21 protein-coding genes and 1 riboswitch are annotated in these 20226 nt (G+C 75.3%); of the genes, 10 read left to right on the forward strand and 11 right to left on the reverse strand.

From position 1 onward, the window contains the following. Positions 1–698: glycosyltransferase (locus ACME2J_RS18900; RefSeq protein ID WP_495546496.1), on the forward strand; the 698-nt coding region annotated here is incomplete at its 5' end. Between the two features lie 52 nt (positions 699–750). Here ACME2J_RS18900 and ACME2J_RS18905 read toward each other — a convergent pair. Genes ACME2J_RS18905 through ACME2J_RS18915 form a run of 3 tightly spaced genes read right to left on the reverse strand, consistent with a single transcriptional unit; the run spans position 751 to position 4653 of the window. Beyond that, a complete protein-coding gene (locus ACME2J_RS18905) occupies positions 751–2382 on the reverse strand; it encodes an ABC transporter permease (RefSeq protein WP_495546497.1) in 1632 nt (543 codons plus the stop codon). Between the two features lie 14 nt (positions 2383–2396). Further along, on the reverse strand, positions 2397–3407 hold the full coding sequence (locus ACME2J_RS18910; RefSeq protein WP_495546498.1) for an iron ABC transporter substrate-binding protein: 1011 nt from the start codon (positions 3405–3407) through the stop codon (positions 2397–2399). Between the two features lie 22 nt (positions 3408–3429). Beyond that, positions 3430–4653, reverse strand: a complete 1224-nt coding sequence (locus ACME2J_RS18915) for a glycoside hydrolase family 3 N-terminal domain-containing protein (protein ID WP_495546499.1) — start codon at positions 4651–4653, stop codon at positions 3430–3432. 73 nt (positions 4654–4726) lie between these two features. Between ACME2J_RS18915 and ACME2J_RS18920 the strand changes: the two genes are divergently transcribed. Then, positions 4727–5056, forward strand: a complete 330-nt coding sequence (locus tag ACME2J_RS18920; RefSeq protein WP_495546500.1) for a nucleoside triphosphate pyrophosphohydrolase family protein — start codon at positions 4727–4729, stop codon at positions 5054–5056. A gap of 13 nt (positions 5057–5069) precedes the next feature. Here the strand turns inward: ACME2J_RS18920 and hflX are convergent, their stop codons facing one another. After that, positions 5070–6380, reverse strand: coding sequence for a GTPase HflX (hflX, locus tag ACME2J_RS18925; RefSeq protein WP_495546501.1), 1311 nt, complete (start codon positions 6378–6380; stop codon positions 5070–5072). Between the two features lie 80 nt (positions 6381–6460). On the opposite strand from hflX, the gene modA reads away from it, so the two are divergent. The 4 genes from modA to ACME2J_RS18945 are packed head-to-tail and all read left to right on the forward strand — an operon-like array spanning position 6461 to position 9114. Continuing rightward, positions 6461–7240 carry a molybdate ABC transporter substrate-binding protein gene (gene modA / locus ACME2J_RS18930; RefSeq protein WP_495546502.1) on the forward strand — a complete coding sequence of 260 codons (780 nt, stop codon included), beginning with the start codon at positions 6461–6463 and terminating at the stop codon, positions 7238–7240. After that, on the forward strand, positions 7237–8061 hold the full coding sequence (locus ACME2J_RS18935) for an ABC transporter permease (protein ID WP_495546503.1): 825 nt from the start codon (positions 7237–7239) through the stop codon (positions 8059–8061). Before modA ends, ACME2J_RS18935 begins: the two co-directional genes overlap by 4 nt. Continuing rightward, positions 8048–8734, forward strand: coding sequence for an ATP-binding cassette domain-containing protein (locus ACME2J_RS18940; protein ID WP_495546504.1), 687 nt, complete (start codon positions 8048–8050; stop codon positions 8732–8734). Before ACME2J_RS18935 ends, ACME2J_RS18940 begins: the two co-directional genes overlap by 14 nt. After that, positions 8731–9114: a TOBE domain-containing protein gene (locus tag ACME2J_RS18945; protein ID WP_495546505.1), complete on the forward strand. Its 384-nt coding sequence runs from the start codon at positions 8731–8733 to the stop codon at positions 9112–9114. Before ACME2J_RS18940 ends, ACME2J_RS18945 begins: the two co-directional genes overlap by 4 nt. Positions 9115–9130: 16 nt before the next feature. Here the strand turns inward: ACME2J_RS18945 and ACME2J_RS18950 are convergent, their stop codons facing one another. Next, positions 9131–9934, reverse strand: a complete 804-nt coding sequence (locus ACME2J_RS18950) for a DUF429 domain-containing protein (RefSeq protein ID WP_495546506.1) — start codon at positions 9932–9934, stop codon at positions 9131–9133. Positions 9935–9960: 26 nt separating this feature from the next. On the opposite strand from ACME2J_RS18950, the gene dapE reads away from it, so the two are divergent. After that, positions 9961–11073, forward strand: coding sequence for a succinyl-diaminopimelate desuccinylase (gene dapE / locus ACME2J_RS18955; RefSeq protein WP_495546507.1), 1113 nt, complete (start codon positions 9961–9963; stop codon positions 11071–11073). A 6-nt stretch (positions 11074–11079) separates the two neighbouring features. Next, on the forward strand, positions 11080–12243 hold the full coding sequence (locus tag ACME2J_RS18960) for a pyridoxal phosphate-dependent aminotransferase (protein WP_495546508.1): 1164 nt from the start codon (positions 11080–11082) through the stop codon (positions 12241–12243). A 61-nt stretch (positions 12244–12304) separates the two neighbouring features. Here the strand turns inward: ACME2J_RS18960 and ACME2J_RS18965 are convergent, their stop codons facing one another. The 5 genes from ACME2J_RS18965 to miaA all read right to left on the reverse strand — a co-directional run bounded on the left by ACME2J_RS18965 (position 12305) and on the right by miaA (position 17849). After that, positions 12305–13789: an RNA polymerase sigma factor gene (locus tag ACME2J_RS18965; protein ID WP_495546509.1), complete on the reverse strand. Its 1485-nt coding sequence runs from the start codon at positions 13787–13789 to the stop codon at positions 12305–12307. 81 nt (positions 13790–13870) lie between these two features. Then, positions 13871–14824, reverse strand: a complete 954-nt coding sequence (locus ACME2J_RS18970; protein WP_495546510.1) for a hypothetical protein — start codon at positions 14822–14824, stop codon at positions 13871–13873. 16 nt (positions 14825–14840) lie between these two features. Beyond that, positions 14841–14915: riboswitch (cyclic di-GMP riboswitch) on the reverse strand. A gap of 150 nt (positions 14916–15065) precedes the next feature. Next, on the reverse strand, positions 15066–16082 hold the full coding sequence (gene dapD, locus ACME2J_RS18975; protein ID WP_495546511.1) for a 2,3,4,5-tetrahydropyridine-2,6-dicarboxylate N-succinyltransferase: 1017 nt from the start codon (positions 16080–16082) through the stop codon (positions 15066–15068). 11 nt (positions 16083–16093) lie between these two features. Next, on the reverse strand, positions 16094–16942 hold the full coding sequence (dapF, locus tag ACME2J_RS18980; RefSeq protein WP_495546512.1) for a diaminopimelate epimerase: 849 nt from the start codon (positions 16940–16942) through the stop codon (positions 16094–16096). Between the two features lie 13 nt (positions 16943–16955). Then, on the reverse strand, positions 16956–17849 hold the full coding sequence (miaA, locus tag ACME2J_RS18985) for a tRNA (adenosine(37)-N6)-dimethylallyltransferase MiaA (RefSeq protein WP_495546513.1): 894 nt from the start codon (positions 17847–17849) through the stop codon (positions 16956–16958). Between the two features lie 23 nt (positions 17850–17872). Between miaA and ACME2J_RS18990 the strand changes: the two genes are divergently transcribed. Together ACME2J_RS18990 and ACME2J_RS18995 are read left to right on the forward strand one after the other, a co-directional pair. Beyond that, complete coding sequence (locus ACME2J_RS18990) at positions 17873–19021, forward strand: FIST signal transduction protein (RefSeq protein ID WP_495546514.1); 1149 nt, start codon at positions 17873–17875, stop codon at positions 19019–19021. Then, on the forward strand, positions 19018–19809 hold the full coding sequence (locus ACME2J_RS18995) for an SDR family NAD(P)-dependent oxidoreductase (protein WP_495546515.1): 792 nt from the start codon (positions 19018–19020) through the stop codon (positions 19807–19809). The genes ACME2J_RS18990 and ACME2J_RS18995 overlap by 4 nt, the downstream gene beginning before the upstream one ends. A 24-nt stretch (positions 19810–19833) precedes the next feature. Here the strand turns inward: ACME2J_RS18995 and ACME2J_RS19000 are convergent. Beyond that, positions 19834–20226 (reverse strand): TRAM domain-containing protein (locus ACME2J_RS19000; RefSeq protein ID WP_495546516.1); only part of this gene is annotated, 393 nt, incomplete at its 5' end.

Below are 20226 nucleotides of genomic sequence, written 5' to 3' on the forward strand. Positions count from 1 at the left end.
CGCGGGTGCTGCGCCGCGGCGGCGAAGGCCCGGCGGCCGCACGCAACGCCGGAGCGCGAGCGGCACGGGGCGAGCGGGTCCTCTTCTGCGACGACGACTGCGTCCCGACGCCGACGTGGGCGGAGGCGCTCGCCGCCGCGCTCGACGAGGCCGAGGCGGCGGTCGGATCGACGGTCCCTCCCCCCGGCGCGCGCGGCACGACGCGCGCCTGGCACGCGATCGTCGACCACGTCGTCGAGGCGGGCCGGGACCCCGTCGCCGGGACCGTCGCGTTCGGGCCGTCGTGCAACCTCGGGGTCCGGGCCGGCGTCCTCGGCGAGCGGGGCTTCGACGAGCGCTTCCCGCTCGCGGCCGGCGAGGACCGCGACTGGTGCGCCCGCGTCGTCGCGGGCGGTGGCCGGATCGCATGGGTTCCCGGGGCCGTCGTCGTCCACCACCAGGACCTCGGGCTGCGGGCCTTCTGGGGCCAGCAGGTGCGCTACGGCCGCGGCGCCGCGCGGTTCCGCGCCGCCGATCCGGGCGCGCGGCGTCGCGGCGGCGCGTCGTTCTACGCGGGCCTCGTCCGGCGCGGGTTCGCCGCGGGCGCCGACGCGGGGGCGCTCGTCCTCGCCGCCCAGGCCGCGACCGCCGTCGGCGTCGCCGCCGAACGTCGATCGTCACCCCCTCGCGGACCGAACGTCGATCCTCACCCCCGCTGAGGGGTGCAGATCGACGTTCGACCCGGGCACGGGACGAGCGACCCCCGGGCCCTCAGACCTGGCTCTGCGCGGTCGGCACCGAGGCATCACCGCGCTCGGTGAGGAGGTAGAGCGGCACCGCGGAGATGAGGAGGAGCGCGAGCGCCGGCATCGCCGCCGCCTCGTAGAACCCGACGGTCGTCGCATCCCAGATCTCGGTCGAGAGAGTGTCGAACCCGATCGGCTTGAGGATGAGCGTCGCCGGCAGCTCGCTGATCGCCTTGAGGAAGACGAGCGACGCGCCCGCGAGGACCCCGCTCACCGCGAGCGGCGCGGTCACCGTCGCGAACACCGCGAAGGGCCCGCGCCCCACGCTGCGGGCGGCCTCCTCGATCCGCGGGGACACCTGGAGGAGCGACGACTGGGTCGCCCCGATCGCGAGCGGCAGCTTGAGGACGACGTAGGCGAAGACGAGCATCGCCAGCGACTGGTAGAGCGGCAGGACGACGCGGGTCCCGACGAAGACGAGGGCGAGGGCGATGACGATGCCCGGCAAGGCGTACCCGCTGTAGGAGAGGCGCTCGATGAGGGCGCTCACGGGGCTCGGGTAGCGGGTGGTGAGGATCGAGACGGGAATCGCGACGACCGCTGCGGCGCCGGCCGCGAGACCCGCCGCGAGGAGAGAGTTGCCGGAGGCCGAGACGACCGACCCGAGGTCGAGGTCTCCGGCGACGCTCTGCAGTGACCAGTAGACGAGGACGCCGACCGGCAGGACGAGGCCGAGGAGGGTGAGGGTGCCGCAGAACGCGAGGGCCGGCCAGCGCCAGCGCCCGAGCTCGACGTCGCGGGCCGCGCGGGCGACCCCTGGCGTCGAGCGGTGGTAGACCCGCCCCCGCCGGATCCGGCCCTCGACCCAGAGGATCGCGAGCATGAGGAGGACGAGGACCGCCGCGAGCGCCGCCGCGCCCGTGCGGTCGAAGCTCGACCGGTACGCGGTGTAGATCTCGGCCGTGAACGTGTCGACCCGCAGGATCGCGACGGCGCCGAAGTCGCTCAGGGTGTAGAGCACGACGAGGAGCCCGCCCGCGCCCATCGCGGGCACGAGCTGCGGGAGGACGACGTCCCGGAACGTCCGCCAGCCGCTGCGTCCCATGCCGCGCGCCGCTTCCTCGAGCTGCGGATCGAGCCGCCGCAGCGCCGCGCGGACGGTGAGCGTGACGAGCGGGTAGGTGAAGAGCGTGAGGGTGAGCCACGCCCCGACGAACCCGTAGATCGAGGGCATGCGGTCGACGCCGAGGGGCTCCAAGGCCTGCTGGAGGAGCCCCTTCGGCCCGAGCGCGGAGACGACGATGTACGCGCCGATGTAGCTCGGGACGACGAGCGGCAGCGTCGTGAGGACCGCCCACACCCTCCGGCCGGGGAGGTCGGTGCGGCTCGTGAGCCACGCGAGCGGCACCGCGATCGCCAACGCGCTCGCGGTGACCGCGAGCGCGAGGCCGAGAGACCGCGCGATGAGCGGGAGCGTCCTCTCGAGCGCGATCGCGTCGAGCGCCGTCCCGGTCGAGTCCCCGATGACGACGGCGAGGTAGACGACCGGCAGCCCGCACGCGACCCCGATCGCGAGGGCGATCGCGAGGAGTCCCGGCGGGCTGCGCCGCGGGCGCGGCAGCCCCCGGCGCACGGTCGCTCCGATCGCCACGGCCATCCCCGCGCGCGGCGCTAGAGCGCTCCGGTGTCCCGGAGGAGCTCGAGCGTCCCCTGGAGGTCGTCGAGGTCGGAGAGGTCGACGTCCGGCTGCTCGATCGACGCGAGAGGCGGCACGCCCGGGGGCGGCTCGATGCCGTCGATGACCGGGTACTCCTTCGTCTGCTCGACGAAGTACGTCTGCCCCGTCTCGCTCAGCATGTAGCGGATGAAGTCGAGCGCCATCTCCTGCTTCTCGGAGCTCGCGAGGATGCCGGCGCCCGCGACGTTGACGAGCGAGCCGGGATCGCCGCCCGGCGGGTAGAAGACGCCGACCGGGTAGTCCTCGCCCTCCTCGGCGACGGCCTGGGCGACGTAGTAGTGGTTGATGAGCCCCACGTCGATCTCGCCGCGGGCGACGGCGTCGCGGATCGCGACGTTGTTGTCGAACGGGACGACGTCGTTGTCGAGCATGCCCTCGAGCCACGCGCGCGTGCGGTCCTCGCCGAGCACCTCGCGCATCGCGGTGACGAACGCCTGGAACGAGGCGTTCCGGGGCGCCCAGCCGACCCGGCCCTTCCAGCGCCCATCGGTGAGGCCGAGGACCGACGGCGGGAGCGCGGACTCCTCGACCTCGCCCTCGTTGTACGCGACGACCCGCGCGCGGGCGGAGGTGCCGACCCACACGTCCTCCTGGGAGCGGAAGCGCGGATCGACGGGCTCGAGGACGTCGGCGGGCAGCTCGGCGAACGCCCCGGCGTCCTGGAGCGCGCCGAGCGCGCCCGCGTCCTGGGCGATGTAGAGGTCGGCGGGGCTGTTCGGCCCCTCCTCGCGGATCGTGGCGGCGAGCTCCGCCGTGTCGCCGAAGCGGACCTCCAGGTCGATCCCGCGCTCCTCCTCGTACCGGTCGATGAGCGGGCCGATGAGCCCGCCCGCACGCCCCGAGTACACGGTGAGCGTGTCGGAATCGGAGCTCGAGGAGTCGTCGCCGCAGGCGGCGAGGACGATCGCCGCGGCGCTGAGCAGGGCAAGGGCGAGAGCGCGCATCGCGCGGCATGTTAGGGAAACCTTACGAGTCGGCGCGGCCACGTCCGCGACGCAGCGCGTCGATGCGCTCGGCGGCCTCGAGGACGTCCGCGCGCCGGAGCCGTCCTTCACGGGCCGCGGCGCGAAGACGGCGGTAGGCACGAGCGGCCGCCGACTCGGAGCGCGCGAAGAGGAGGAGATCGAGACCGGCACGCGCCGCGCGGACCTCGACGTGCCTCTCCCCGTCGAGCGCAGGGGTCTCGAGGTCGTCGCTGATCGTCACCGCCTTCGAGCTCACCTCGTCGCGCAGCAGCTCGTAGGTCCGCCGCTCGAGGACCGCCGGATCGTCGCCGCCGAGGCTCGGGTAGACGGCGCTCGCGATCATCACGAGCCGGTCGGCGTCGCGGCCGCAGCGCCGGTACGGCGCCCACCCCGCCTCGATGACGCGCCGCGACGCGGTGATGCGGACGCCGACGTCGTCGGTGTTCGCGCCCGCGCGCCCGAGGCCGGGGAAGTGCTTGAGGGCGGGGATGCCGCCGCCGTCCTCCAGGCCGTCCGCGAACGCGCACCCGGCGCTGCGGACCCGCGAGGTCGTCGTGCCGAACGCACGCGTCCCGAGGAACGAGCGGCGGGACCGCGGGACGTCGACGACCGGCGCGAGATCGACGCGGATGCCGAGGTCGCGCAGCGCCTTCGCGGTCGCCCGCCCCTCCTTGCGCGCGGTCGTCGCGGGACGGCGGTGGTCGCCCATCGCGAGGGCCGACCGGCTCGGGGGCAGCGAGCGGAACCTCTTCACGAGCCCGCCCTCCTGGTCGACCATGACGAGCAGCGGCGCATGCCCCCCGTCCTTGGCCGCGGCCTGGAGGCGCCGGACGGCCTTGCGGACCTGGGAGAGCGAGCGGATGTTGTCGGCGAAGAGGATGACCCCGCCGACCTGTCCGCGGCGGATCCGGCGGCGCAGGTCGCGGGACGGCGTCGTGCCCTTCATCCGCGTGACGATCCGGCTGCCGACCGCTCGGTCGAGCGTACGCCGGCTGTCGCTCGCAGCGGCGTCGGCGCGCCGGGTGACGGCGTGCTCCGCGGTGACGCCGCCCGCCTCGGCGACGCTCGCGACGTCGGGCCGGACGGTCGCCGTCACGTCGTCGCCGTCGCTGTCGCCGGCGCCCGCCCCCGTCGCCGCGCCGGCCGCGAGGGCGAGGCCGGCGAGACCGCCGAGGAGGACGCGGCGACGCCGGCGCACCTGCTGCGCTGTCGGGCGCGTGGCCATCCGCATCCAGGGTCGCAGACCCGGCGCCCCGGCCGCCCCGTCGTCCGCGGCGGCCACTAGCGTCGTGCCGACGATGCAGCTCTCCGAGTACCAGGAGCGGTCGCGCGCGACCGCCGTCTACCCCGGCGCGGGGGCGAACCTCGTCTACCCGGCCCTCGGCCTCTGCGGGGAGGCCGGCGAGGTCGCCGAGAAGGTGAAGAAGATGATCCGCGACGACGGCGGGGTCCTCTCCGACGAGCGGCGCGCGGCGATCGCCGCCGAGCTCGGCGACGTCCTCTGGTACGTCGCGCAGGTCGCGACCGAGGCCCGCCTCGATCTCGGCGCCGTCGCGGAGGCGAACATCGAGAAGCTGCTCTCGCGGCAGCGGCGCGACGTCCTGGGCGGCAGCGGCGACGAGCGCTGACGCGGGGTCGGCGTCAGGCCGGGGTCGCTGCGTAGCGCGCGAAGCGCTCGGCCACCGTCTGCGGCACGCGGGCGTGGACGCGGACGCCCTCCGCGGTGTCGGTGCGCTCGAGGTCGCCGGCGATCTCGTGGAGCTCCGCGAGACGCGCGCCCTCGGCGTACGGGAGGAGGAGGTCGACGTCCACGAGGGTCCGCTCGAAGGCGTCCGCGATCCGCTCCGCGAGCTCGTCGACGCCCTCGCCGCTGCGCGCGCTGACGAGGACGGCCTCGGGGTGGCGGCGGCGCAGCTCCGCGCGCCGCTCGTCGTCGATCGCGTCGGTCTTGTTGATGACGAGGATGCGCGGGCGCTCCCCCGCGCCGATCTCCTCGAGGACGTCGTCGACCGCGCGGGTCATGAGGACCATCTCGTCTTCCTCGACGGAGCCGTCGACGACGTGGAGGACGAGGTCGGCGAGCTTCGTCTCCTCGAGCGTCGCGCCGAACGCCTCGACGAGCTGGTGCGGGAGCTTGCGGATGAAGCCGACCGTGTCGGTGAAGAGGTACGTCCGGCCGCCGAGCTTCGTCGTCCGCGTCGTGGGGTCGAGGGTGTGGAAGAGCCGGTCGCGGACCCCGACCTCGGCGCCGGTGAGACAGCTCATCAGCGTCGACTTCCCGGCGTTCGTGTAGCCGGCGAGGGCGACCTGCGGGAGGTGCGCCCGCTCGCGCTCGGCGCGCATCGTCGCGCGCGAGCCCTTCACCTCCTCGAGGCGGCGCTTGAGCGCGCTGATGCGGTCGCGCGCGAGGCGCCGGTCGGTCTCGATCTGCGTCTCGCCCGGGCCCCTCGTCCCGACGCCGCCGCCGAGGCGCTCGAGATGGGTCCAGAGCCCGCGCATCCGCGCGAGGTTGTACTGCAGCTGCGCGAGCTCGACCTGCAGCTTGCCCTCGGCCGTGTGCGCGTGGCCGGCGAAGATGTCGAGGATGACCGTCGTGCGGTCGACGACCGGGAAGCCGAGCTCCTTCTCGAGGTTGCGCTCCTGGCGGGGCGTCAGCTCGTCGTCGCAGGCGATGACGTTCGCGTCCGCGGCCTTCGCGAGCGCCTTCACCTCCTCGAGCTTGCCCGGCCCGAGGTAGGTGTTGGGATGCGGCTGGTCGCGGTGCTGCACCGACTGGCCGACGACCGCGACCCCCGCGGTGCGCAGGAGCTCGCGGAGCTCGGAGAGGTCGTCGCCGTCCTCGAGGGCGGCGATGCAGAAGGCGCGCTGCTTCGCCCGCGCGCGGCCGTCGGGCGTCGTGGTCGTCGTCGCGGCGCGGGTGTCGGTCGTCCGGCCGTTGCGGGTTCGCTGCATCCAGCACATAGGGTCGCACACCGGTCGGCTCGCCTCGCCTCCACATAGGCAATGCCTAGGAGAGGCGATAGCCTGCGGCCATGCGGCTCCGCCTCCTGCCGACCGCCGCCCTCGCCGCGATGGGCCTCCTCCTCGGCGCCTGCGGCGACGACGACGGGACGGAGTCGCCCAGCGCGGCCGGCGGCGTCCCGGAGGTGCGAGTCTCGGCCGCCGCGTCGCTGAAGACGGCGTTCACCGAGTACGCGGAGACGCTCGACGGCGTCGACCCGCGGTTCTCGTTCGCCGGGTCCGATCAGCTCGCCGCGCAGATCCGAGCCGGCGGCCGCCCCGACGTCTACGCCGCGGCGAACTCGGCGCTCCCGCGGGCGCTCTTCGCCGAGGGCCTCGTCGAGCAACCGGTGACCTTCGCGCGCAACGAGCTCGTCGTCGCCGTCCCGCCCGGATCGGAGATCGACGCGCTCGCCGACCTCGCCCGGGACGGCGTGACGATCGCCGTCGGCTCCGCGGACGTGCCCGTCGGGAGCTACGCGCGTGGCGTCCTCGACCGGCTCCCGGCCGCGCAGCGCGACGCGATCCTCGCGAACGTCCGCAGCGAGGACCCGGACGTCTCAGGGGTCGTCGGGAAGGTGGCGGGCGGCGCGGTCGATGCGGGCTTCGCGTACCGCTCCGACGTCGCCGCCGCCGGCGACCGCCTTCGCGCGGTCTCGCTCCCCCCCGCCCTCGAGCCCGAGGTGTCCTACGAGGCGGCCGTCGTGAGCGACTCGCGTCGTGCGCCGGAGGCCCGGGCCTTCATCGCGGGACTCCTCGACGGCCCCGGCCGGCGCGCCCTGCGCCGCGCGGGGTTCCTCCCGCCGCGATGAGACGACCGCGCCGCCCCGCCCCCTTCGCCGCGCTCGCGGGCCTCCTCCTCGCGGTCCTGCTCGCCTTCCTCGCCCTTCCGCTCGCCGCCGTCTTCGTCGACGTGCCTCCAGGCGACCTCGTCGGAGCCCTCGACGACCCCGCCGCGGTCGACGCGCTGCGCCTCTCGCTCGAGACGTCCCTCACCGCCCTCGCGCTCGTCGTCGCCGTCGGGACGCCGGCCGCGTGGCTGCTCGCGACGCGCCGCTTCCGCGGCCGGGCCGCGATCCTCACGCTCGTCGAGCTCCCGCTCGTCGTCCCGCCCGCCGTCGCGGGCATCGCCCTCCTCGCCGCGCTCGGCCCGAGCGGCGTCGTCGGCGGAGCGCTCGAGGACGCGGGCGTCCGGCTCGTCCTCGAACGCGCCGGCGTCGTCGTCGCGCTCGCGTTCATCGCGTCCCCGTTCTACGTCCGGCAGGCCATCGCGGCGTTCGAGGCGGTCGAGCCGCGCCTCCTCGAGGCGTCGCGGACGCTCGGCGCCGGCGAGGCGCGGACGCTCTTCGCCGTCGCGGCGCCGGTCGCGCGTCCCGGCCTCGTGGCGGGAGCCGCGCTCGCGTGGGGTCGCGCGCTCGGGGAGTTCGGCGCGACGCTCATGTTCGCCGGCTCGTTCCGCGGCGTCACGCAGACCGCTCCGCTCGCCATCTACGAGCGCTTCGGCACCGACTTCACCGGCGCGCTCGCGCTCTCCGCGGTGCTCATCGCCGCGAGCGCCGGCGTCCTCCTCGCGACGAAGGTCGCGGCCGGTCCGCTCGACTCCCCGACGGGGCTGCGCCGTGCTGCGCGCTGAGGTCGCGATCGCCCTGCGCGACGTCGCGCTCGACGTCACGCTCGAGGTGCCCGCGGGGACCTGCGTCGCGGTCACCGGCCGCTCGGGCGCCGGCAAGACGACCCTGCTGCGCGTCGTGAGCGGGCTGCAGCGACCGGACCGCGGCGTCGTCGAGTGCGGCGGGGAGACGTGGCTCGACACGACGCGGCGCATCGACCTGCCGCCGGAGCGGCGGCGGGCCGCGCTCCTGCACCAGGACGACGCGCTCTTCCCCCACCTCCCGGCGTGGCGCAACGTCGCCTACGGGCTCGACGCGCCGCGAGGGCAGCGGCGCGACCGGGCCGAGGAGATCCTCGCGACGTTCTCCGTCGGTCACCTCGCCGACGCCCGTCCGCGGACCCTCAGCGGCGGCGAGCGACGCCGCGTCGCGCTCGCCCGCGCCCTCGCCGCAGCCCCGCCGGTGCTCCTCCTCGACGAGCCGTTCACGGGCCTCGACGACGAGACCCGCGCCGACGTGCGCGAGGCGGTCCGGACCGCTCTCGACGCCTCGGGCGCACCGGGGGTCCTCGTCACCCACGACGTCGCCGACGCACGGGCGCTCGGCGCCGAGGTCCATGTCCTCTCGGACGGGCGCCTCCGCCCGGGAGCGTCCGGCCTCGCCTCTCCCCCCGACCGCAAGGAGCCTGCCGCATGACCGCCTCGTTCGCCCGCGTCCCGATCGGCACCGCAGCGACCGCCCTCGGGGTGAGCGTGGACACGCTGCGGCGCTGGGAGCGCGCCGGCAGGATCTCCTTCGAGCGCGATGGGGCCGGACGGCGCGTCATCGCCGGGTCCGAGCTCGCGCGCCTCCTCCGCGAGCGCGGGGGCAGCGGGCGCTCGAGCGCCCGCAACCGGCTGCAGGGCGTCGTCGTCTCCGTCGAGCGCGACGGCGTGATGGCGCAGGTCGACATGGCCTGCGGCCCCTACCGGATCGTCTCGCTCATGTCGCGCGAGGCCGCCGACGAGCTCGGCCTCGAGCCGGGGGTCACCGCCGCCGCCGTCGTGAAGGCGACGACCGTCCTCGTCGAGCGCTGAGCGGGAGCCCGCTCGCTCAGCCCCCGACGAGCGAGGCGCGCTCCGGCGGCGGGAGCTTGTCGTAGGTCGGGAGGAGCTCCTGGACCGGGACGAGGATGACCCCCTCCGTCGGATCGCCGACCCAGGATCCCGTCCCCGCCGCGAGCGTGTAGGCCGCGTACGCGGCGGCGCACGCGTCGAGCTCGTCGAGCGTGCGGTGCCAGAGGCCGCCGTCGGCGTCGACGATCCCGCGCAGCTTGAGCGCCGCGATCCGCTGCTGCAGCCCCCACGGGGTCCGCTTCGGCGAGGGCCGATGGCCGAGGAGCGAGCAGAAGACGGCGTCGGGATACGTCTCGACGAGGCGGCCGTTCCGCAGCGCGCCGTCGCCGACCGGGGCCTCGAAGCGGCCGTCCGCGACCGGGCGGTAGAGCCCGAGGGTCGAGAGGCGGTCGAAGAGCGCGAACCCCTGGGACATCCACGTCTCCCACTGCGAGAGCGCCTGACCGGCCGCGGGCACCGGGTAGAGCGGGAGCCGCCGCCGGAACAGGAGGGCGTCGCACACGCGTGAGCGCTCGTAGCGGCCGGACGGGAGGCCGAGCGCGTCGCGGAGCGGCGCTCCCGGGGCGAGGAGATCGAGCCGCGGGCCGGACGGCGCGTCGATCGCGACGACGACCTCACCGCGGCCGAAGCCGAGGACCGTCCGGGCGACCGCGTCCCCGTCGCCGGGGGCGTAGAACGTCGCGACGAGCTCCTGCGAGCCGTCGGTGCCGCGGCGCGGATGCAGCGTGACGAGCTGCTGGCCGGCCGGCTTCGCCGAGACGTCGATCCCGCAGTAGCGCATCGCGCGTCCCACGATAGAGTCCCGGCGTGCTCTCCGGCCTGACCGACGCCGAGCTCGGCGACCGGCTCGCCGCCCGCACCCTCGAGCTCGTCGACATCCCGTCCGAGTCACGGGACGAGCAGGAGATCGCCGCGCACGTCCTCGGCGTGCTCCTCGGCGCCGACGTCGAGGCCCGCGACGCGGGCGACACCTGCATTCTCGCCTTCCCGCCCGGCCCCGCGGACGGGCCGCTCCTCCTCCTCGGCGGTCACTTCGACACGGTCCCGGCGCAGGGCAACCGGCCGGGGCGCCGCGACGCGCAGGCCGTGCACGGCTGCGGCGCCGCCGACATGCTCGCCGCCCTCGCGGTGATGATCGAGCTCGCGACCGCTCTCGCGGCGGACCCGGCGGCGGCGGCCGCGACGCGCGCGCGGCTCGGGCTCGTCCTCTTCGGCCGCGAGGAGCTGCCGTTCTCCGAGAGCGCCCTCACCCCCCTTCTCCGGCGCGAGCCCTCGCTCCACGAGGCCGACCTCGTGCTCATGATGGAGCCGACGGACAACGCGATCCACGCGGGCTGCCTCGGGAACCTCAACGCGACGTGGACGTTCCACGGACGCAGCGGCCACTCCGCGCGGCCCTGGCTCGCCGACAGCGCGATCAGCCGCGCCGCGCGTGGCATCGCGCGGCTCGACGCGGTGGGGCCCATCGAGCACCACGTCAGCGGCCTCACGTTCACCGAGGTCGCGACCGTGACGCGCATCTCGGGCGGGATCGCCGACAACGTCGTCCCCGACCGCGTCGACTGCCACGTCAACTACCGGTCCGCGCCGGGGCGCAGCCCGCAGGAGGCCGAGGACCTCGTCCGGTCGTGGTGCTCGGGCGAGAGCGAGTCGTTCGAGATCATCGCCCACGCGCCCTCGGCCCCGGTCGTCGCGCCCGGCGACAACGCGCTCCTCGGCCGGCTCCAGGCGATCGGCGACCTCGGCGTCGCGCCGAAGCAGGCGTGGACCCCGGTCGCGGAGTTCGCGGCCGCCGGGGTGCCCGCCGCGAACTTCGGGCCCGGCGACCCCGCCTACGCCCACAAGCGGGACGAGCTCGTCCGCATCGATGCGCTCGTCCGCAGCGCGCGGCTCCTCGACGCGCTCCTCTCCGGGGACTGAGCCGGTTTGGGCGTCCCGCTCAACCCCGTCCTGGTCGGGATGCGCTCCTATCCGTTCGTGCGGCTCGGCGAGGCCCGGGCGGCCGCGGTGGCGCAGGGCATCGACGTCATCGACCTCGGCGTCGGCGAGCCGCGCGAGGAGACGCCCGCGTTCCTGCGCGCGGCCCTCCGCGATGCGGTCGAGGCGCAGCCCGTCTCGACGTACCCGCTCGCGGTGGGGCTCCCCGAGCTGCGCGCGAGCATCGCCGCGTGGGCCGGTCGCCGGTTCGGCGCGACGCTCGACCCGGACACGCAGGTCGTCCCGACCCTCGGGACGAAGGAGGTCGTCTTCGGCCTCGCCCAGGTCGTCGCCGGCGGCGAGCGCGACCTCGTCGCCGTGACCGCGCCGGGCTACCCGGTCGCCGTGCGGGGAGCGGCGTTCGCCGGCTGCGAGGTCGTCGAGCTGCCGCTGCGCGCCGAGCGCGGCTTCCTCCCCGACCTCGACGCGCTCTCCCCCGCCCAGCTGCGGCGGCTCGCGCTCCTGTGGGTCAACTACCCGAACAACCCGACGGCGGCCACGGCGCCGGAGGGCTTCTACGAGCGTGCCGCGGCCCTCGCGCGCGAGCACGGCTTCGTCCTCGCGAGCGACGAGGCCTACAGCGAGCTGTGGTTCGAGGGCGACCCGCCCCGCTCGGCGCTCGAGCTCGACGACCTCTCCCACGTCCTCGTCTGCAACACGCTGTCGAAGCGCTCCTCGATGCCGGGCTACCGCTCGGGGTTCGTGGCCGGGGACGCGGACCTCGTCGCGGCCCTCAAGCGCTACCGGCCGAACGTCGGGACGGCTCCGCAGGAGTTCGTCCAGCGGATGGCGATCGCCGCCTGGGACGACGAGGACCACGTGAGCGAGGTCCGCGAGCGCTACCGCGCGAAGCGCGCCGTCCTCCTCCCCGCCCTCGAGGCGATCGGCCTCCGCGACGCCGGCGGGCCGGCGACGTTCTTCCTCTGGCTCGCGCTCCCCGAGGGGACGCGTGCCGAGGGCAGCGAGGCCTACGCGATGCGCATCCTGCGCGAGCGCGGCGTGCTCGTCGCGCCGGGCGCGTACTTCGGCCCGGAGGGCGAGGGCTACGTGCGCGCGGCGCTCGTCCCGTCACCCGAGCGCTGCGAGGAGGCCGCCACCCGCCTCACCTCCTGATTCGCCGAACCGGATTCCTCCGTTGACATGGCCACGGAGGACTCCGGTTCGGCCGGGTGGGTCAGGGTCGGCCGCCCGGGCCGCCGCCGCCCGGGGCCGCAGGTGCGACGGCGGTCGGGGCCGGGTCGGGCGCGGGGGCCGGTGCCGCCGGCGCCCGTGTCGGGGCGGGGGCCGGCGTCGGGGCGGGAGCCGGAGTCGGCTTCGGCGCCGACACCGGAGCCGAGGCGGTGGGCGCCGGGCGCTCGACCGGGGCGCTCGTCGGCCGCGTCGGCTTCGCAGGGGTCGACGTCGGGCGCTTCGACGGCGCCGAGCTCGGGCGCGTCGCGCCGCTCGACCGCCGTGACGCCGCGGGCGTGCTCTCGACCGCTTCGCGGCCGCGGGCCGCGGCTGCGGCCCGGCTGTGCCGGGCCTCGTCGGCCCGCTCCGCGGCCTCGCGGCGCTTCTCCGCCGCCTTCTCGGCGGCGGCGTCCGCGTCGTCGCCCGACTTCGAAGTGGTCGTCGTGCGCAGCGCGGCGGGGATGGTGGCGGGCGCCGAGACGGTCCCCGAGGAGGTGGTCGTCGACGTCGTCGTGGTCGTGGTGGACGCCGCAGGCGCCGGATCGTCCGAGCCGCCCGCCGTCGCGACCGCGGCGGCGCCCCCACCCGCGGCGATGACGAACGCGGCGAGACCCTTCGCGACGCCCGCGGTGAGCGCGATGCCGCCGAAGGAGGCGCCGCCGAGCGCGGTGCCGCCCGCGGCTGCCGTGCCGGTCGCCGCAGCCGCAGCGCCGGCTCCTTGGAGGCCCGAGGCGACCGCGCCCACCCCGGCCGGCAAGCCGAACACCGGGAGGAGCATGATCGCCGCGCTGCGCTCGCGGATCGAGCTCTGCAGCGCGCTGCAGGCCGTGCAGTCGCGGAGGTGGGCGCGCACCTTGCGGCCGCGCAGCGCGCGGCCGTCGCCGTCGGAGATGAGCGCGGCGACGTCGACGCACGCCGCGTCGCGGCCCTCCTGGGCGCCGGCGAGGGCGGTGCGTGCCTTGAAGATCGCCTGGCGGGCCGCGACCTCCGACGTGCCGATGACCTCGGCGATCTCGCCGTAGCCGAGACCGCGCACCTCACGCAGGAGGAGCGCCGAGCGCTGCTGGTCGGGGAGCCGGCCGATGTCGTCGAAGAGCTGCGTGATCCGGCGCGAGACCTCGGGGTCGGCCTCGGGCGCGGCGAGCGCGACGTCGTCGATGTCGACGTCGGCGTCGCGGCGTGCCGTGATGATCCGCAGCGCCTCGTTGTGGGCGATGCGGAAGAGCCAGGCCCGGACGGAGATGACGCCCGTGCCGTCGCGCAGCGCGCGGAGCGCCGCGGCCATCGCCTCCTGAAGGGCGTCCTGCACGTCCTGGGGGTCGCGCAGCCGGGCGAGGAGATAGCGGGAGATCGCGGCGCCGTGCCGCTCGTAGAGGACGTCGAAGGCCGACTCGTCCCCTTCCCGGACGCGCTTGGCGAGCGCCTCGTCGGAGAGGCGCGTCGTCGCCGTCCAGGGGCGTCGTGTCAGGGGCTGGAGGAGAGTCGCCATGTCGTGCGTCGAGCCTCGCAGATCGGACCCCCGCGGTCGGTCACCGCGGGGGTCCGGAGAGGCTGGAGAGGAGGAGCCTCTCTACGGTCGGCCGACGACGCCCGCCGGAGGGCCGGCCTGGTCGTCGGTCGGAGCGCCGGTCACGCCGGTCGGAGGACCAGCGAAGTCGGGACGGTTCTCCGCGCCCTTGCTCCCAGGGCGGAACAGCTTGCTGTGACCCGACACGCACATGCCGAAGGCGTTGGACTCCTCGCCCGCCTCACCCTCGTTCGTGCGGTACTTGTCGTCGAAGGCCGCCGGGTCGGCCTCGCGCTCGGCCTTGCACACCTGCGCGCCACCACGACGACCCTGCGCGCGGTCCTTGCCGGCCTGCGCCTTCGCGCGCGCCTTCTCGAGGCCCTTGCGGGCCTGCTCGGGGACGATGTCCATCAGCTCGTCGAGCACCGAGACGTCGTTCGCCGAGCCCTCGCCGACCGCGTCGATCGCCTTCTCGACGTCGTCGACGGCCGAGGTCTCCACGTCGCCGGCGCGCATCGCGCGGTCGAGCGTCGTCGCGGGACGCGTCCCGATCTTCGTCACCTGCTCGATGGACTTCGCGAGGCCCTTCTGCGCCTGCGAGGGCAGCCGCTCGGCGAGCGCCGTGAGGCGCTCGAGCGCCTTCTCGCGCCCGGCCACGGCGTCCTCGACCTCGTCGGCGGCCTTCGCGTCGGCGCTGCCGTCGACGCGCGCGACGACCTTCGCCGCCGTCTCCGCGTTCTCCTGGAACTGCTTCGCGATCCGCCGCTCGTCGAGCGCGCGATCCTCACGATCTCCGCTGCGGTTGTGCCGGTGGGCACTCGCGGTCTCGCGGTCCGCCCGGCGGAGATGGGCGATCGCGGCGCTGTCGCGGCCGTCCTTCGCGTGCTCCGTCGCCTTCTCGATCGCCGCGTCTGCGCGGTCGAGGTGCCTGTCGACGCTCGCCGCCGATGCCGGCGAGGCGAACGCGAAGACGCCTGCGATCGCGAGTCCCGCTGTGAGCCTGCTCCTGCTCTTCATCTCGTACCCCTCCATGTAGGGCGGCCGGGCTGCCTGCGTGAGGCCCCTGGCTTTGCGACCCCGCCTCGCGACGGGTGTGCCGTTGTCCGTGTCGGGTGCTGAGAGGAGTTATCGGCGCGGTCCGTGACCACCTATACCCCGAAGCTGGCGCGTCGCCGCTCCCCCAGTCCGCCGAACCGGATTCCTGCGGCGCCATGGCACCGCAGGAATCCGGTTCGGCGCTGGCGGTTCGGGGCGGCGCTCAGTCGTTCTGGTGGAGCATCTCGTTGAGGCTCCCCCACGCGCCCTCGCGCGGGAGGACCTCGAGGGCGCCCGTCTCGCTGTTGCGCCGGAAGAGCAGGTTGGAGACGCCGCTGAGGTCCTTCGCCTTGACGACCTCGCCGTCGGGCGTGCTCACGCGCATGCCGCCGGTGACGTAGCAGCCGGCCTCGACGATGCACTCGTCGCCGAGCGAGATGCCCAGCCCGCTGTTCGCGCCGAGGAGGCAGCGCTCACCGATCGAGATGACGGTGGTCCCTCCGCCGGAGAGCGTGCCCATGATCGACGCCCCGCCGCCGACGTCGGAGCCGTCCCCGACGACCACGCCCGCGCTGATGCGCCCCTCGACCATCGACGCGCCGAGCGTCCCGGCGTTGAAGTTGACGAACCCCTCGTGCATGACGGTCGTGCCCTCGGCGAGGTGCGCGCCGAGCCGGACCCTGTCGGCATCGGCGATCCGCACCCCGGCGGGGATGACGTAGTCGGTCATCCGCGGGAACTTGTCGACGCTCGTCACCTGCAGGGCCCTCCCGGCCGCCCGGGCCCGCAGGCGCGCGGCCGGGACGTCCTCGACGGCGCACGGACCGTGTGAGGTCCATGCGACGTTCGCGAGGAGCCCGAACGCCCCGTCGAGGTTCGCGCCGTGCGGCGCGACGAGCCGGTGCGAGAGGAGATGGAGCCGCAGGTAGACGTCGTGAGCGTCCTGCGGAGGGGCCGAGACGTCCTCGACGACGGTGAGCACGGGGTCGACGCGGACGTCGCGGACCGCGTCGCGCCCGATCGCGCCGTTGAACGCCCCGCCCCCGAGGTCGGTCGCGACGGCCGGATGGACGACGTGGGTGCCCGCGCCTGGGTGCTTCGCCGCGGCGATCGCGTCCTGCGCGGCGCCGCCCAGGCCGAGCTGCGGCGCCGGATAGTACGTGTCGAGGACGCGCCCGTCCCGCTCGGCGATGGTCGCGAGGCCGACGGCCCACGCTCCGGTCTTCTGCTCGGTGCTCACGGCGCGGGAGGCTACAACCCGGCCAGCTCGGCGAGCGCCTCGGCGCTCAGCTCCCCCGCGTACACGCAGACCGCCCACCCGGCGAGGTCGACGTGGAGCGCCTCGCTCACCGTCACCCGCAGCTCGCCACCGTCGAGGCGGACGAGGACGTCCTCGTCGGCCCCCGACAGCACGTACGCCACGGCCGCGCCGCTCGCGCCGGTGCCCGACGACATCGTCTCGCCGACACCGCGCTCGAAGATCCGCGCCCGGATGACCCCCGACTCCACCTCGCTGAACCACGAGACGTTCGTCCGGTTCGGGAAGAGCTCGGCGTGCTCGATCGCCGGGCCGAGGGCGGACAGGTCGAGCGCCTCGAGCTCCGCGAGGTCGTCCACCCGGATCGCGCACTGCGGGTTGCCGATCTGGACGTGCTGGAAGCGCCACGTCCGGCCGCCCGAGACGACGTCCCCCGTCCCGTCCTCTCCGCCAGACGGGAAGTCCGCGGAGCGCAGCCGCGCCCGTCCCATGTCGACCGTGCACGTCGTCGGCCCGGTGATCGTCGGGCGGATCTCGCCCGCGATCGTCTCGATCGAGAAGACGTCGGACTCCGTCCAGCCGCGATGGCGGAGGTACATGATCGCCTCGCGCGCTCCGTTGCCCGAGAGCTCGGCCTCCGAGCCGTCCGGGTTGAAGATGCGCAGTCGCGCGACGAACCCGGACTGCGAGGGCGGCGAGAGCTCGAGGATCCCGTCGGCGCCGATGCCGGTGTGGCGGTCGCAGAGCCGGCGCACGCGGGCGGCCGTGAGCTCCCACGGGAGGTTGCGCGCCTCGACGATGACGTAGTCGTTGCCGAGGGCCTGCCACTTCTCGAAGCGCATCGCGGCGCGGAGGCTACGGCAGGAGCGCGGCGGCGACCTCGTCGGGGTCCCGGCCGGTGACGTCGACGATCTCCGCGCCGGGCAGCTTCCGCAGCCAGGTGAGCTGGCGCTTCGCGTACCGGCGCGTGCGCGTCTTCATCGCCTCCACGTCGCCGCGCAGCAGCTCCTCGTACCCGAGCGCCTTGCGCGCGGTCGCCGACGCGCCCGCGGCCTCGGCGGCCCGGACCTCCTCGACCGCCCCAGCCGCGACCATCGCGTCGACCCGGGCGTCGATCGCCGCGGCGAGCGCATCTCGGTCCATGACGAGTCCCACGAGGCGCGTCGGATGGCGCGTCGCCTCCGTCCACAGCGCGCTCGGGCCCGCGCGGTCCGGGAGCGCCCCGAGCGCCTCGAGCTCGAGGGCGCGGACGACGCGCTGGGTGTCCGTCGGCTCGATCCGCTCGGCCGCCGCAGGGACGCGCGTCGCCAGCTCGGCGTGGAGGGCGGCGCTCCCGCGCCGCTGCACCTCCGCGGTGATCCGCTCGCGCAGCTCGGGCGGCGGAGGCGGTGCGAGGTCGAGCTCGGCGAGCGCGGCGCGGAGGTAGAGCCCCGTGCCGCCGACGACGATCGGGACGCCGCCGCCGGCGAGGATCGCGTCGATCTCGGCGTGCGCGAGCTCCGCGTACCGACCGGCGCTGCACGTCTCGGTGACGTCGAGGACGCCGACGAGACGATGCTCGAGGGCCGCCCGGTCCGCCGCGTCCGCGGCCCCGGTCAGGGTCTCGAGCCCCCGGTAGAGCTGGAGCGCGTCGGCGCCGACGGCGACCGGCTGCTCGCCGCGCTCGCGGAGCCGCCGCGCGAGGGCGAGCGCGACCGCCGTCTTGCCCACGCCCGTCGGACCGAAGATCGCGATGACGGGCGGATCCACGCGGGGAGTATCGTCGCAGGGCGATGGCGATGCGGACCGGATGCGGAGCATCACAGCACGCCGAACCGGGTGACGGCGCGCGGGAGGCCGCGCGCGCGGCCGCGGTCGAGCTGGGCGACGGGCGGGCCGATCTCGCCGTCGTCTTCGCGTCGGGCGCGCACCTCACCGACCCCGGGGCGACCCTGGAGGGCGTCCACGAGGTCCTCTCCCCCGCCGCGCTCATCGGATGCGGCGCGGGGGGCGTGCTCGCGGGAGGCCACGAGCACGAGCGCGGCACCGCGATCGCCGTCTGGGCCGCCTCGCTCGCCGAGGGCGCGAGCGTGACGACCGAGCACCTGCGGCCCCCCGTGGACGCCGCGGGGCCCGTCCCGGTGCCCGACACGCTCGGCGCGACCGGCACGGTGCTCCTCGCCGACCCGTACTCGTTCCCCTCGGACCTCGTGCTCGACCGCATCGGCGCGACGAGCCCCGAGGTCCCGGTCGTCGGCGGGCTCTCGAGCGCGCGGACGCTCGACGGCGCGTGCGCGCTCTTCCACGGCACCGAGCTCGTCGAGGACGGCGCGGTGTCCGCGACGTTCCGGGGCGTCCCGATGACGCCGTGCGTCTCTCAGGGGGCCGCGCCGATCGGTCCGGAGCTCACGATCACCGCGGCGGACGGGCACGTCATCCAGGAGCTCGCCGGGGAGCCGGCGATCGAGCGCCTGAGGGCGGCCGTCGAGGAGCTGCCGGAGCGCGAGCGGGCGCTGCTCGGCGCCGGACTGCTCGTCGGCCTCGTCATCGACCCGAACAAGCCCGAGTACATCCGCGGGGACTTCCTCGTGCGCGCGGTCCTCGGCGGCGATCCGGAGACCGGCGCGATCGCCGTCGGCGCCCACGTCCGCGTCGGGCAGGTGCTCCGCCTCCACGTCCGCGACGCCGCGAGCGCGGACCGCGACCTCCGCGAGGCGCTCTCCGAGGCCGCGCCGGACACGGCCGCGGGGGCGCTCGTCTTCAGCTGCAACGGACGCGGCAGCGGCATGTTCGGCGCACCCGACCACGACGCCCGGCTCGTCCACGACGCCGTCGGCGGCCGCCCGGTCGCCGGGTTCTTCGCGGCGGGTGAGATCGGCCCGGTCGGACACACCACCTTCCTGCACGGGTTCACGGCCACTGTGGCACTCTTCGGCGCGTGAATCTCGAGGGAACGACCGTCCTGCTCACCGGCGCGACCGGAGGCATCGGCCACGCGATCGCCCGTCGCCTCCACCGCGCCGGCGCGACGCTCGTCCTCACCGGCCGCCGCGCGGACGTGCTCGAGCCGCTCGCCGCCGAGCTCGGCGGGCGCGCCATCGCGGTCGACCTCAGCGACGCCGAGGCGGTCGACCGCCTCCTCGCCGAGGCCGGGGACGTCGACGTCTACGTCGCGAACGCGGCGCTCCCCGCGTCCGGGGCCCTCACGTCCTTCGAGGCCGACGAGATCGACCGCGCCCTCGACGTCAACGTCCGCGCGCCGATCGTCATGTCCCGTCACTACGCGGAGACGATGGCGGCGAAGGGCCGCGGGCACATCGTGCTCATCTCGTCGATGTCCGGCAAGGTCGGCACCGCCTACTCGTCGATCTACAACGCCTCGAAGTTCGCGCTGCGGGGCTTCGGGCAGGCGCTGAGGGCCGAGCTCGCGCCCACCGGGGTCGGCGTCTCGGTCGTGTTCCCCGGCTTCATCCGCGACGCGGGCATGTTCGCGACGAGCGGCGCGTCGCTGCCGAAGGGCGTCGGCACGTCGAGCCCCGAGGACGTCGCGGAGTCCGTCGCGAGCGCGATCGAGCGCGATCGCGGCGAGGTCGACGTCGCGCCCATGCCGATCCGGCTCGGCGCCGTCTTCTCCGGGATCGCTCCCGAGACCTCGGCGCGCGTCAGCCGGATCATGGGCTCCGACCGCATCGCGCAGGACATCGCGCACGGCCAGCGCGAGCACCGCTGACCGGCGGGCGGCTCCGATCGCGTCTCAGCCGCCGGCGCGCGCGAGGAGCGATGCCTCGCCGGCGAGCGTCTGGCTCGTCGCCGCGGTGATCGTCACCGGCACGATCTCGCCCGGCTCGCCGAGACCGGTGAAGTTGACGACCTTGTTGTGCGCGCTGCGGCCGCGGATCTTCGACGGGTCGGTGCGCGACGGGCCCTCGACGAGCACGTCGAGGGTGCGGCCGACGAACCGCTGCGCCCGCTCGGTCGCCCGGCGCTGGACGACCTCGACGAGTCGCTCCATCCGCTCGACCTTCACGGGGTGCGGGACGAGGCCCTCCGTCATCTCGGCGGCCTCGGTGCCCCGGCGCGGAGAGAAGACGAAGGTGAAGGCGCCGTCGAAGCCGACCTCCTCGCAGACCTCGAGCGTCTCGGCGAA

This window comes from Paraconexibacter sp., from assembly GCF_059438195.1.

Coding starts and splice junctions, on each gene's coding strand:
- modA (WP_495546502.1), top strand. CDS start 6,461: ATGCGGCTCCGCCTCCTGCCGACCGCCGCCCTCGCCGCGATGGGCCTC.
- ACME2J_RS18935 (WP_495546503.1), top strand. CDS start 7,237: ATGAGACGACCGCGCCGCCCCGCCCCCTTCGCCGCGCTCGCGGGCCTC.
- ACME2J_RS18910 (WP_495546498.1), bottom strand. CDS start 3,407: ATGCGCGCTCTCGCCCTTGCCCTGCTCAGCGCCGCGGCGATCGTCCTC.
- ACME2J_RS18905 (WP_495546497.1), bottom strand. CDS start 2,382: ATGGCCGTGGCGATCGGAGCGACCGTGCGCCGGGGGCTGCCGCGCCCG.
- ACME2J_RS18990 (WP_495546514.1), top strand. CDS start 17,873: ATGGCGATGCGGACCGGATGCGGAGCATCACAGCACGCCGAACCGGGT.
- ACME2J_RS18945 (WP_495546505.1), top strand. CDS start 8,731: ATGACCGCCTCGTTCGCCCGCGTCCCGATCGGCACCGCAGCGACCGCC.
- ACME2J_RS18965 (WP_495546509.1), bottom strand. CDS start 13,789: ATGGCGACTCTCCTCCAGCCCCTGACACGACGCCCCTGGACGGCGACG.
- dapF (WP_495546512.1), bottom strand. CDS start 16,942: ATGCGCTTCGAGAAGTGGCAGGCCCTCGGCAACGACTACGTCATCGTC.
- ACME2J_RS18920 (WP_495546500.1), top strand. CDS start 4,727: ATGCAGCTCTCCGAGTACCAGGAGCGGTCGCGCGCGACCGCCGTCTAC.
- hflX (WP_495546501.1), bottom strand. CDS start 6,380: ATGCAGCGAACCCGCAACGGCCGGACGACCGACACCCGCGCCGCGACG.
- ACME2J_RS18970 (WP_495546510.1), bottom strand. CDS start 14,824: ATGAAGAGCAGGAGCAGGCTCACAGCGGGACTCGCGATCGCAGGCGTC.
- ACME2J_RS18950 (WP_495546506.1), bottom strand. CDS start 9,934: ATGCGCTACTGCGGGATCGACGTCTCGGCGAAGCCGGCCGGCCAGCAG.
- ACME2J_RS18915 (WP_495546499.1), bottom strand. CDS start 4,653: ATGGCCACGCGCCCGACAGCGCAGCAGGTGCGCCGGCGTCGCCGCGTC.